The organism is Streptomyces sp. AC555_RSS877, assembly GCF_019049245.1.
In the GTDB taxonomy this organism is placed as follows: Bacteria; Actinomycetota; Actinomycetes; order Streptomycetales; family Streptomycetaceae; genus Streptomyces.
In genome coordinates, this window is record NZ_JAGMUK010000005.1 from 13,440 (window position 1) to 25,696 (window position 12,257).

Annotated in this window: 9 protein-coding genes and 1 pseudogene; 5 read left to right on the top strand and 5 right to left on the bottom strand. The window is 66.4% G+C overall.

Going from position 1 to position 12,257, the window contains the following annotated elements; all coding sequences use genetic code 11:
- Positions 1-20 precede the first annotated feature (20 nt).
- Both sdhA and KUM49_RS02975 read left to right on the top strand, forming a co-directional pair.
- The gene (sdhA, locus tag KUM49_RS02970; RefSeq protein WP_217235070.1) at positions 21-1,775 is read left to right on the top strand and encodes a succinate dehydrogenase flavoprotein subunit; all 1,755 of its coding nucleotides are present in this window, start codon (positions 21-23) and stop codon (positions 1,773-1,775) included.
- Positions 1,775-2,554 (top strand): succinate dehydrogenase iron-sulfur subunit, encoded by a 780-nt coding sequence (locus KUM49_RS02975; protein ID WP_217235071.1) that lies wholly within the window; start codon positions 1,775-1,777, stop codon positions 2,552-2,554. The genes sdhA and KUM49_RS02975 overlap by 1 nt, the downstream gene beginning before the upstream one ends.
- A gap of 103 nt (positions 2,555-2,657) precedes the next feature.
- Here the strand turns inward: KUM49_RS02975 and KUM49_RS02980 are convergent, their stop codons facing one another.
- Together KUM49_RS02980 and KUM49_RS02985 are read right to left on the bottom strand one after the other, a co-directional pair.
- Positions 2,658-3,296, bottom strand: a complete 639-nt coding sequence (locus tag KUM49_RS02980) for a Uma2 family endonuclease (RefSeq protein ID WP_217235072.1) — start codon at positions 3,294-3,296, stop codon at positions 2,658-2,660.
- A gap of 138 nt (positions 3,297-3,434) precedes the next feature.
- Complete coding sequence (locus tag KUM49_RS02985; RefSeq protein ID WP_217235073.1) at positions 3,435-3,914, bottom strand: ATP-binding protein; 480 nt, start codon at positions 3,912-3,914, stop codon at positions 3,435-3,437.
- Positions 3,915-4,151: 237 nt separating this feature from the next.
- On the opposite strand from KUM49_RS02985, the gene KUM49_RS02990 reads away from it, so the two are divergent.
- The 3 genes and pseudogenes from KUM49_RS02990 to KUM49_RS50605 form a co-directional block, all read left to right on the top strand.
- Entirely contained in the window at positions 4,152-5,003 is an 852-nt protein-coding gene (locus tag KUM49_RS02990; protein ID WP_217235074.1) for a helix-turn-helix transcriptional regulator, read from the top strand.
- A 10-nt stretch (positions 5,004-5,013) separates the two neighbouring features.
- Entirely contained in the window at positions 5,014-5,217 is a 204-nt protein-coding gene (locus KUM49_RS02995; protein WP_217235075.1) for a DUF397 domain-containing protein, read from the top strand.
- Positions 5,218-5,375: 158 nt separating this feature from the next.
- Positions 5,376-5,450: pseudogene (locus KUM49_RS50605) on the top strand (hypothetical protein); the annotation flags it as partial.
- Between the two features lie 231 nt (positions 5,451-5,681).
- Here the strand turns inward: KUM49_RS50605 and KUM49_RS03005 are convergent.
- The 3 genes from KUM49_RS03005 to KUM49_RS03015 all read right to left on the bottom strand — a co-directional run bounded on the left by KUM49_RS03005 (position 5,682) and on the right by KUM49_RS03015 (position 12,194).
- On the bottom strand, positions 5,682-6,119 hold the full coding sequence (locus KUM49_RS03005) for a DUF4259 domain-containing protein (protein WP_217235077.1): 438 nt from the start codon (positions 6,117-6,119) through the stop codon (positions 5,682-5,684).
- 110 nt (positions 6,120-6,229) lie between these two features.
- The gene (locus KUM49_RS03010; protein WP_217235078.1) at positions 6,230-6,634 is read right to left on the bottom strand and encodes a hypothetical protein; all 405 of its coding nucleotides are present in this window, start codon (positions 6,632-6,634) and stop codon (positions 6,230-6,232) included.
- Positions 6,597-12,194, bottom strand: coding sequence for a polymorphic toxin-type HINT domain-containing protein (locus tag KUM49_RS03015; RefSeq protein WP_217235079.1), 5,598 nt, complete (start codon positions 12,192-12,194; stop codon positions 6,597-6,599). Before KUM49_RS03015 ends, KUM49_RS03010 begins: the two co-directional genes overlap by 38 nt.
- Between the last annotated feature and the right edge of the window lie 63 nt (positions 12,195-12,257).

Below are 12,257 nucleotides of genomic sequence, written 5' to 3' on the forward strand. Positions count from 1 at the left end.
GGGGCTGAGGTAATCCACCCATGAAGATCCACAAGTACGACACCGTCATCGTCGGCGCCGGCGGCGCCGGTATGCGCGCCGCCATCGAGTCGACGAAGCGCAGCCGCACCGCCGTGCTGACCAAGCTCTACCCCACCCGCTCCCACACGGGCGCCGCGCAGGGCGGCATGGCCGCCGCGCTGGCCAACGTGGAGGAGGACAACTGGGAGTGGCACACCTTCGACACGGTCAAGGGCGGTGACTACCTGGTCGACCAGGACGCCGCCGAGATCCTGGCGAAGGAGGCCATCGACTCCGTCCTCGACCTGGAGAAGATGGGCCTGCCGTTCAACCGCACCCCGGACGGCACCATCGACCAGCGCCGCTTCGGCGGTCACTCGCGTAACCACGGCGAGGCCCCGGTCCGCCGCTCCTGCTACGCGGCCGACCGCACCGGTCACATGATCCTCCAGACGCTGTACCAGAACTGCGTCAAGGAGGGCGTGGAGTTCTTCAACGAGTTCTACGTCCTGGACCAGCTGATCACCGAGGTCGACGGCGTCAAGCGCTCGGCCGGCGTCGTCGCCTACGAGCTGGCGACCGGCGAGATCCACGTCTTCCAGGCGAAGGCCGTGATCTACGCGTCCGGCGGCTGCGGCAAGTTCTTCAAGGTGACGTCGAACGCGCACACGCTGACGGGTGACGGTCAGGCGGCGGTCTACCGTCGCGGCCTCCCCCTGGAGGACATGGAGTTCTTCCAGTTCCACCCGACCGGCATCTGGCGCATGGGCATCCTGCTGACGGAGGGCGCCCGCGGTGAGGGCGGCATCCTCCGCAACAAGGACGGCGAGCGCTTCATGGAGAAGTACGCGCCGGTGATGAAGGACCTGGCGTCGCGAGACGTCGTGTCCCGCTCCATCTACACGGAGATCCGGGAAGGCCGCGGCTGCGGCCCCGAGGGCGACCACGTCTACCTCGACCTCACCCACCTCCCGCCGGAGCAGCTCGACGCCAAGCTCCCGGACATCACCGAGTTCGCGCGCACCTACCTGGGCATCGAGCCGTACACGGACCCGATCCCGATCCAGCCCACCGCGCACTACGCGATGGGCGGCATCCCGACGAACGTCGAGGGTGAGGTCCTGGCGGACAACACGACGGTCGTCCCGGGCCTGTACGCGGCCGGCGAGGTCGCCTGCGTGTCCGTCCACGGCGCGAACCGCCTCGGCACCAACTCGCTGCTGGACATCAACGTCTTCGGCAAGCGGGCCGGCATCGCCGCCGCCGAGTACTCGCAGAAGGCCGACTTCGTCGAGCTGCCCGAGAACCCCGCGGAGCTGGTGATCTCGCAGGTGGAGCGCCTGCGCGACGCCACCGGCACCGAGCGGGTATCGGTCCTGCGCCGCGAGCTGCAGGAGACCATGGACGCGAACGTCATGGTGTTCCGCACGGAGCAGACGATCAAGACGGCGGTGGAGAAGATCGCGGAGCTCCGCGAGCGCTACCTGAACGTCTCGATCCAGGACAAGGGCAAGCGGTTCAACACCGATCTGCTGGAGGCCGTCGAACTCGGCAACCTCCTGGACCTCGCCGAGGTCATGGCGGTGTCCGCCCTGGCCCGCAAGGAGTCCCGCGGCGGTCACTACCGCGAGGACTACCCGAACCGCGACGACGTCAACTTCATGCGCCACACCATGGCGTACCGCGAGGTGGGCGACGACGGCACCGAGTCCATCCGTCTCGACTACAAGCCGGTCGTCCAGACCCGCTACCAGCCGATGGAGCGTAAGTACTGATGGCAACCCCGACCCTGGACAAGGCGGACGCGGCCGGCACGCCCGAGCCCGGCTTCGCCGACTCCCCGTACATCACGGCGACCTTCCGCATCCGGCGCTTCAACTCCGAGGTCTCGGCCGAGGCGACCTGGGAAGACTTCCAGGTGGAGATCGACCCGAAGGAACGCGTCCTCGACGCCCTGCACAAGATCAAGTGGGAGCTGGACGGCACACTGACCTTCCGCCGCTCCTGCGCGCACGGCATCTGCGGCTCGGACGCCATGCGGATCAACGGCAAGAACCGCCTCGCCTGCAAGACGCTGATCAAGGACCTCAACCCCGAGAAGCCGATCACGGTGGAGGCCATAAAGGGCCTCACGGTCCTGAAGGACCTGGTCGTGGACATGGACCCGTTCTTCCAGGCGTACCGCGACGTGATGCCCTTCCTCATCACGAAGGAGACGAACGAGCCGACGCGCGAGCGTTTCCAGACGGCCGAGGACCGCGAGCGCTTCGACGACACGACGAAGTGCATCCTCTGCGCGGCCTGCACATCCTCGTGCCCGGTCTTCTGGAACGACGGCCAGTACTTCGGCCCGGCCGCCATCGTCAACGCCCACCGCTTCATCTTCGACTCGCGCGACGACGCGGCGGAGCAGCGACTGGAGATCCTGAACGACCGCGACGGTGTCTGGCGCTGCCGGACCACCTTCAACTGCACGGACGCCTGCCCGCGCGGCATCGAGGTCACGAAGGCGATCCAGGAGGTGAAGCGGGCGCTGATCACGCGCCGCTTCTGACGTCTACTGACGCCTGACGTCGTCTTTCGTACGTGTGTGAGGGCCCCGTTTCCCGGTTTCGTGCCGGGGCGGGGCCCATGCGTGTGCCCGACGTGAGGCGGGGTCAGGCCGGACCCTGGATGTCCTCATCGACGTTGCCAGCCTCGGATTCACCCTCGCCAAACAGGACGACGAACTCCGAGGTGTCGAGCTCGAAGTCGAACGGTGCGGGAACACGCAGGGGCCGCCCGAAGGGGACGTTGGTGCGGGAGCGGTACCCCTTGGGGGACGGGTCCCAGAAGGCGGAGATCTCCTGGACGTTCATGTCCAGCAGCAGATACACGGGAACAACGCGCCCGTATGTGTCCAGTTTGTCGAGCCAGTCGACGTCCTTGGTGGAGTCGGAGGTCAGCTCGGCGACCAGGGAGAGAGCGGCACCGTCGGCGTGACGGCCGTCGGCGTCGAAGACGGTTTCGTCGGCGACGTGCAGGTCAGGGCCGAACCCGCGCCCGGATCCGGGGAACGTGAAGAGAAAGGGCGCCACATCCACGTCATGCCCCTCCGGGGCGTGGGGCTCCAGCTGCAGCCGAAGCGACTTCATCACCTTCTTGTAGCGCAGCTTCGACCACGGCGACACGACGATCTTCCCCCGGATGAGCTCGGCCTTGTAGCCGACGGGTGTGTCCATTTCCTCGACGATGCGGAGCATGTCCTCGAAGGCTCCGGGCTCGGGAGCCTCTATGGCCGTCGGACGCTCGGTCATGATGGTCACCACGGTCCTCCACTGACTACAGAGCGTGTCGCGTCTCCCACGATAGCGCCGGCCTGCCAGGGCGCATCGCGGCCAGGTAGATCAGCGCGTTGTAGCCGGTCCAGCGCCAGAGGCGGCGCTCGGCCCGGCTCACGCCGCAGCCACCCCCTCCACGGTCCTGACTGCCAGCTCGCACCAGAGCAGCTTCCCGCCCCGCCTGAAGAGGTCGTCACCGAGCGGATAACCGCCCCAGGCCTCCGCGTAGTGGCACACAAGGAACAGCCCGCGCCCGCCGTCAGCCTCCGCCGGGACCGGGCAGAGGGGCCGGGACCGGTTGTCGAAGGGCGGCGGGATGTGCGGGTTGGTGTCCCAGACACTCACCCGCAGGCGGTCGCCACCAAGGCCACGCAAGCGGAGGCCCGCCGGGCCGTCCGAGTACCGGTAGGCGTTGGTGACCAGCTCCGATGCCAACAGTTCGGCCGAGTCCTGGAGTTGGGTCATGCCGTGTCCAGCAAGTACGGCCCGCAGGGTGACGCGAGCAATACGGGACGCGCGGGCGTCGTGGGGCAGTTGGAGGGCGTACGCCCATGTTGGGGACCCTTCGCACTCCGACGGGGATACGGTGAGCATGAACGCCTCCTGCGGTGGGGGGACTTGGTTGGCTCGATGGCTCGGCCGGGCGGTGGCAGTGCCGTGCACTTGAGGAGTGGCGTGGTGCACTTCCGGCTTATCGGCCAGGTCGGTTGAGCGGCTCAGGTCTCACCGTAGAGGCATCCGTAGAATGGTTTCTACAGAATCTGCGGATGTATGCGACGTTCCACTCGTGTGGGTGACCGCATACGACGCAAGACAAGGGAACGGAAGGACATGCCGCCAAGGCAGACCCCTACGGCGCGCCAGATCCGCCTGGGAGCCGAGTTGCGCAAGCTGCGCGAGAGCGCGGGGCTCACCGCCCGCGAGGCCGGCGAGATGATCGGCGCCAACCAGGCGCGTATCAGCAACATCGAGACGGGCCGCTTCGGCCTCAGCGAACAGCGCGTCCGGACACTGGCCCACAACTACGACTGCACCGACGACACCCTCATCGATGCGCTCGTCGCCATGACCGGGCATCGAGAACGCGGCTGGTGGGAGGAGTACCGGGAGACCCTCCCACCCCGCTTCCTGGACGTCGCGGAAATGGAGCACCACGCGGTGGGCCTACGCGTCGCCCAGGTCATCAACATCCCCGGCCTGCTCCAGACCCCGGAACACGCCCGGACCCTTTTCCGCCAAGTGGTCCCGGCCCTGCGCCCGCACGAGATCGAGTACCGCATCTCCCATCGCATCAAGCGCCAGGCCGTCCTTCACCGCGAGCAGCCTCTGCAGTACACGGCGATCATCCACGAAGCCGCACTACGAATGCGGTTCGGCGGCCGTGAAGTGGCCCGCGCCCAGCTGGAACACCTCGCCAAGATGGGCGAGCAACCGAACATCACCCTCCGGGTGATCCCCTTCGACGGCACCGCGTTCCCCACCGTCGGCCATGGATTGGACTACGCATACGGTCCGGTACCTGCCCTCGACACGGCGCAGCTCGATGCGGCTCACGGAAGCGAACTCATCGACTCCGTCGCACAGTTGGCCAAGTACCGCCTCGTCCTGGACCGTATGGAGCAGGCCACCCTGAACCCCGAACCCTCAGGCAACCTCATCCACCGCATCGCCCAAGACACCTGAAGGCCGAGCCATGACCGAGCTCAACTGGCAGAAGTCCACATACAGCGAGGAAGCGTCCTCCTGCGTCTGTCTCGCCACCGCCCCCACCGGAACGATTCTTCTCCAGGAAAGCGATGAACCGGGAACGATCCTCACGACCGGAGCGAGCCAAATTCGAGCCCTGATAGCAGCTTTGAGACCCGAGGATAGTGCCACGACGACAGCAAAAAGGTAGCTCTTACGTCAAACGGCTTTGTGGGGCACTCCCTCCCTCAAGAAGCACCAGGAACGGCAGGACAAGGAGCGCGAGACCGCAGGGTCAGCTGAGAAAGACAGCGGCCCTGTCTTCACCACCCCGATTGCCCCCTTCACCCCGCCAACCTCACCGGCCGCATTTGCAACTTCCTCAACCGCGCCGGACTCCGACGCATCCGCTTCCACGACCTCCGCCACCCGACCGTCGCCCTGCTCCAGGAACAAGGCGTTGACCTCGTCGTGATCAAGGAGCTGTTGGGCCACGTCCGACTCCGCCTCCAACGCCAAGCCATCGACACCTTGGGCCACGCCCTCGGTCAGGACGACGACGGCCCTGACACCCCACCCTCGCAGCCGTCGTCCTTTGACCTTGTTGTCAGCTTTGCCGTCAAACCGCTGAGGAGCCCCACCGAATTACCATCGATGAGGCTCCTCGCAGGAGGACTACCGAGACTCACCGCCACTGACGGGACGCAATGCATACCTCAGACTGCCAATCGCAGCCTGAGCCTCTTCCCTGTCGCTAGCGTCGACCCAGCTCCTCCAGAACCAGCCGTCTGCAGGCAACGCCACTTCCAGCACCTGAATCGCAGACGAGGCGAGGGCGGGCGCAATTGGTTTCGCCAGCCATTCAGTAATGCGCAAGTATTCCTCGTTCCAAGCCAAAGAACTCCCCGCTGGGACATTGGCTGCCGCCACAGCAGCAAGAGCCATTACTTCCTCAGGAAGCACAGAGGAATTTGAGCTGCCTCCCGCCTCGATGGCGGAACGGAACGTGCTCTCGACGACCGCCAGTCGGCGCGATGCAGGCTGTTCTTCCAGCTCATCGTGGAAGTCCTCAGCGGTGTCACTGTCGAACGGGTCTGATCCCCAGGTTCCCATCACAAACGCCAGTCGAGGCTTAGGGCAGGTATCCGCCGAGGCCGTGCCCGAACCGCTCCTCCATCTTTGCGCTCGCGACCTACCGGCTCGTGTGCTGCAGGGCTGCGGCCTTATGCCCCGGAGAATCTCGCAAAGAGATCACGGTCGCGCCAAGAATCAGAGAAGGCATCCAGCATGGCCTCGTAAAGCCGAATATTACTGACGTTCCCCCGGGGGTTTCCGATCCTTTCTTCGACCGCCTCTCGGACAGCCTCCCAACGCAGCACGTGCATCAGGAACGAGACAATTTCAACGACACCTTCCTCAGGTGAATCGATCAGATTAATCACACGACTCTCGAATTGCGCTCTCAATTCAGGGTTCTCCTGCAGAATTGCGAGCGCACGCTCCAAGCCCGGCTCCAGCTCTTCGGCGCCGCATGTCTCCTCTGCAGTAGCTAGGACCCCCTGGACGGCCTGCAGGAACTCTGCGACCGGATCAGCAGCTAGGGCGCCATGCCTCGATGTACTTCCCATCAGAGCCGAGTCCATTTCTGTTGAACGCATCCATTGCCGCCTTCTGAGCGTGGGCACCGTAAGGCTGATAATGGCCAGATTTATTGTCGAGGTACACGACTTGACCACCCTTGGTCTTAAACTCTCCGGCAGCCAGCACGTCCCTCCCCTGAGCGAGACTCACGTGGCCAGCCGTTCGTTTCCCGATGATGAGCTCACCATCTCCGGTGACCACATATGCATAGTTTCCCGAGCGAGAGAGAACGGTGCCAGGATCAATCGGCTTGAACCAGTCCGGCGTATCTGCCGGGATCAAGTTCGAGAAAGAGGTGGGGTCAGGGCCCGCTCCGCTGTTGTGAACGAGTACCGGCGTCTCCCCCGCCAGCACATAGTACGTGTGCAGGTCATCGACGGTGAGGTTGTAAGTGTGCGCCTGCTTAGTGAACGACCGGTTCCCGGTGACGATGACCGTGGCGCCCTCGTCCGTGCGCAGGGTCATACCCGGCTTGAGCTTTCCGGCCGGGACCCAGTCGTGCTCCGACGGAGACCAGAATGGGTGCTCGTGCGTCGCCGTGAGCTTCTCTATGCCTTCCCCAGTGGCGATGGACAACTCGTTGAAGTACTTGTCGCCCGCCGTCCTGATGAGGTGGGTGACCTTTCGAAGCCCGGTCTCACCGGTCTCCGGGTCGGTGGCGAGGACCTCGTCTCCGACCTTGACGTCCTCGATGTCCTTGGTCTCTCCGTCGGCCATCAGGACGTCTGTGCCGGCGAGGAAGCACTTGCATTTCTTGCCTAGCCTCGCGAGCCATTCCTCGACGGCTTCGATCCCCTTCTTAAGCACCGAGTCGGGGACCAGCTTCATGGCTTTGGCGAAGGGAAGGTCCGTCCCCGCCATCAGGCAGCTTGCTGCTCCGGAGCCGGCGAAACAGTCCTGCCAGGCTGTGGGGTCGAAGAGGAAGGTGGTGGCGAGAGTCTTGAAGACAGTCTCCTGAGCTGTCAGGTTGTAAGGCTTGTGCACGACCTTCTTGCCGAGGGGCGGCAGGTCGCTGCCCCTCGTGACGACGCTGTGCAGGTCGCCGGCCGAGTCGTAGAGGTAACTGGAGTTCTCGTAGTGGTAGGACCAGGTGCCGTCGCTGTTCGGCGACATCCAGTCCCGATACGTGTTTTCGCCGTCGGAGCAGCCACTGTCACAGGCGGTGACTGGTTTCAGACCATCGGGATCGCTCGTGCTGATCGGGCTGTTGTTCGCGTAGCTGTACCCGTTCATCTGCAGCGGGTCCGCGATGTCGATGATCGGGTCCGCCGAGAGGAAGCGGCCTGTGCTCTGGTCGTACTCGCGTGCTCCGATGTGCGTCAGGCCGGTCGCCGCGTCGTCGATACCCACGCCCAAGTAGCTGCGCTTGTTCGGCCAGTTCGCGGGCTTCGGTCCGCGCAGTTCGCCGTACGGCTTGAACGCGCGGCGGGTCACCGGCTGGGTGCCGGACAGTTCGACCGTCGTGTTCGCCGTGCCCAGGTGGTCGGCGATCATCACGTTGAGCTTGTGGCCCGTCGTCGCGCCGTTGCTCGTCGTGCGGACCACCGTCGGTGCGCCGGCCTGGGCGTACGAGCGTGAGGCTCGGGTGATCGTGCCCGCTGTGTCCGTCGTGAGTTCCGCGTCGCCCAGGTACAGGGTCGAGCCCGTCGCCGAGTTCTCCAGGAGGCGGTTGCCGTCGGCGTCGTGGACGTACGTCGTCTTCGTGCCGTCGTCGGTGATCGAGTCGAGCTTGTTCTCGGGCGACCAGGCCAGGGTCTGCGTCGTGTTGGAGAGGTCGCGGGCCGTGGTGTTGCCCGTCGCGTCGTACGTGTACGCGCTGCCCTTGCCGTCCGGGGTGGAGGTGGTCCACGTCATCGTGTGCGGCTGGGCGATGGTGTCGCCGGTGACGGTCTTGCCGTAGCCGTACTTGTAGGTGACGTTCTTCGTCGCGTCCGCCGGGTCGTGCTCGGTCATCGACGCGCGGTTGCCGATCCAGTCGAACGTGTACGACTGGCGGTAGGCCGTCGCGCCGGTCGCCACCGTGCTCGCGTCCGGGGCCGCCGCGGCGAGCGTGGAGGTGAGAGACGCGTCGGGGCTCAGGGCGTCCGCCGCCGCGTCCGGGGCGTCCGTGACCGGGCCCGAGGAGGTCGCGTACGTGTCGCGGGGGCCCCACGTCGTGCCGTTCGCCGACTTGCAACCGGTGCCGGTGCCGGTCGGGGTGACCTTCGACGTCCAGGCGTGCGCCAGCTCGCCCATCACGTCGTACGTGAAGCACTGGGTGTCCCAGGCGCCCGTGTCGTCGCCCAACTGGCGGGCGTTGGAGGTGATCGTGCCCGTCGCGTCGTAGGAGTAGTAGCTGTCCGTGATGCGGTGCGGGCCCGCCGTCTCGCGGTCCGCGACCGTGCGCTGGAGGCTGCCCGTGTGGGGGTCGACGAAGTTGGTTGTCCAGACGCGGTAGGGCTGGGCGCCGGAGACCGTGCGCAGTACCTCGCCGTACGGCGAGTAGGTGGCGTCGGTCGTGTACCAGCTCTGGCCCGACGTCGACTCCGCCAAGCCGTCGCCGTTGTAACGGGTGACGACCTTCTCCTGGGCCAGACCGCCCTTCGCCGGCAGGGTGACCGACTGCGGCTTGCCCGTGGGCGTGTAGGTGTACTCGTAGGAGTACGTGCCGGAGAGGCCCGTCGTCATCGCGTTGGCCGGGATGACCGTCTCGCTGCCGGTGATCTGGGAGTCGGCGTTGTAGCCGGTGACGCGGTTGACGTAGTCGCCGGTGTCCGTGTGGCGGATGGACTCCGAGGGCTGGCCGATGCCGCCGGCGGCACCGTCGTACTTGTACTCCTTGACCGGAGTCGCGGTGGCGGAGCCCTGGCGGACGTACCTGACGCGGCCGAGGACGTCGTACTCGGTGAAGATCTCCTGCGCGCGGGCGTTCTTGATCCGGTTGGGGCGGTCGGCCGTGTCGTACCAGGTGTCCGTGGTGCCGGTGTCGGGGTCCGTGGAGGACGTCAGCCGACCGCGGACGTCGTAGGTGTAGGACCAGACGTTGCCGGCCGGGTCGGTGACCTTGTTGCGGTTGCCGCGGGCGTCGTACTCGTAGGTGGTGGTGCGCCCCGCCGTCGTGCTGGAGGCATCCTGGGTGAAGTGCCTGAGGGAGGTGACCCGGCCGAGAGCGTCGAAGTACGTCCTCGTCATCGGGGCCGTCGAGCCCGGCGGGTTCACCTTCGTGCTGACCGCGTCGTACCAGTGGAACGTCTCGTACTTGTACGCCCCGCTGTGGTACACCGACGCCCGGTGCTCGCGCCCCAGGCCGTCGTAGCGGTACTGGGTCGAGATGGGGATCAGCGACGTGGACCTGGGCGCGAAGAGTTCCGTGCTCGGGTCGCCCTTGGCGAGGTAGCCGCCGGTCTTCTTGAAGACCAGTCCGTGGTCGTTGTAGTCGGTGTCCACGATGATCCGGCCGGGGCCGTGGGCCTCGGTCTGCTTCTGGACCTCGCGCGTCAGGCCGTCGTAGAGGGTGATGTCACGGACGTAGGAGCCGTCGTCCTTGAGCGTGTCGACGACTGTCGCGGCCGGGCGGTTCTCGCTGGCGGAGGCGATCGCCGGCTGGTAGTCGATGATCACGTTCGGCGACTTGCCGCCCGACGAGCGCGACGGGGACCAGCCCTTCACCAGGCGGCCGAGGGCGTCGTACTCGGTGCGTGCCACCCGGTTGTTGGCGTCGGTGACCGTGAGCGGCAGGCCGCGCCCCGGGTCGTAGGTGGTCAGGACGGCACGATCCTGGGCGTTGATCGTCTTGGTCGCCGTGACCGGGCCGCCCTCCGCAGGCGTGTACTGCGTCTCGGTGACGCCCGCACCAGGCTTGGTGATGGTGCGTACGCGGCCGAGTTCGTCGTACGTCGTCCCGGTGACGACGGAGTGTGCCGTGCCCGCCCCGTTGCTGTCGGCCACCGAGGTGACCTGGCCCTTGGCCGGGGTCGCGCCGTAGGCCAGGTTGTCGTAGGTGTACTGCGCCGACGACTTGAGCCTGGTCGCCGGATCGGCCGTGTCGTAGCCCGCGCAGGAAGTGCCCGTGGTGCGCTGCTCCTTGGGCAGGCCGACCAGCCATGCCGTGGTGTTGTGCAGGTACGACGTCTTGGTGCAGGTCTGGTCGGAGAGCACCTCAGAGGAGCCGCTCGGCTTCACGACCGCCGTCTCCACCTGGATCGGGAGGCCGTAGGTGTCGTCGGGCGTGGTGAGGGTGCGGACGGCGCGCCAGCTCGTCCCGACGTGCTGGATATCGTCCGTCCTCTTGACGCCGAGGCGGTGGGCCAGGAGCGGGTCCGCGGTCGTCGCGTCCTCGTTCTCCCGGGCGCGGGAGGCGGTCTGCTTCGACCACGGGTAGTTCAGGGTGCGCTTGAGGATCGCGCCGTCGGAGTCGACGTACGTGATGGACTCGGCGGTCATCCCGGCGTACTGCGGGGCGTCGTCCGAGAGCAGCGTGTAGGCGCCGGTGGAGTCCTTGACCTCACCGCCGGTGCCCTGGAAGTAGCGCGTGCTGGACTGCGACTGGGTCTGCGGGACGCCCACCTCGGACGTGGACCTGCTGCCCTTGGTGACCTTGACCTGACGGTAACCGCGCCAGTCGCTGTAGGTGCGCAGCGCGGGGCGGCTGAACTCGTCGTCGCTCTTGGCCCAGGCCGGGCCCGAGTATGTGTACTGGCTGACGACGGGCCTGCCGTGCGACGTGACCTTGTCGATCTCCGAGACGGAAGCGACGACGTACTTGTTGAACCACGACTTCGCCGGGGTCTTCTCGTCGCCGTCCGGCGACCAGCGCACCGGGTAGCAGGTGCCGTTGCTCTTGCCCTTGTCCTCGGACGGCTCGGCGGCGCAGCCGCCGGTGTACTCGACCTCGATGTCGCCGCCGTACTCGGTGGAGACGGTGCCGATGCGGGGGCGGGTGAAGCCGGGACGCTGGTCACTCTTGCCGGTCAGGACGAGGTTGGGCAGTTGGCGGTCCTTCAGGCGGGTGCGCAGAGGTGAGGTGGCCCCGACCGTGTAGTGCGCGAAACTGATGCCGTCCTTGGACTGGAGCGTGCCGGTGGCGTCGCCCGGCGCGTAGCCGGTACGGGTGATCGAGTTGAGCCACAGGCCGGGCGCACTGTCGTACCAGTCCTCCGGGAAGGACTGGCGCAGCGTGTACTTGTCGACGGGGCCGAGACCGGTCTGCCCGGCGCGGGCCGCCTTCGTCGTCACCGTGTCCAGGCGCAGCTGCGTCCAGAAGGAGGGGAACGGCGGGCAGAGCTTGGACGTGGACTTGCAGTTGAGGTTGCCGGGGGTGTCCCACCAGGGTCGGTAGGCGCCCGGGTCGTCGGTCTTGGCGAAGTTGGCCGCGGTGCATGCCGTGTCCGACTTGAGGCAGCGCTGCTTGGTCCCGAACTCCACGGTCGCCGACGGCTTGGTCAGGGCGGCCGGGCGCATGCCGTACTCGATGGAGGCCGGGTAGGCGTAACGGTCGTACTGCTCCGGTGACTTGAACTTCTTGCGGACGGCGTAGTAGTTCGTCTCCTGTGACCAGTTGACGATCATCGTGAGCCGAAGGGCTTGCCGCTGTTGGTCGAGGGCCGTCGGACGACCGGTCCGACGGCCCTC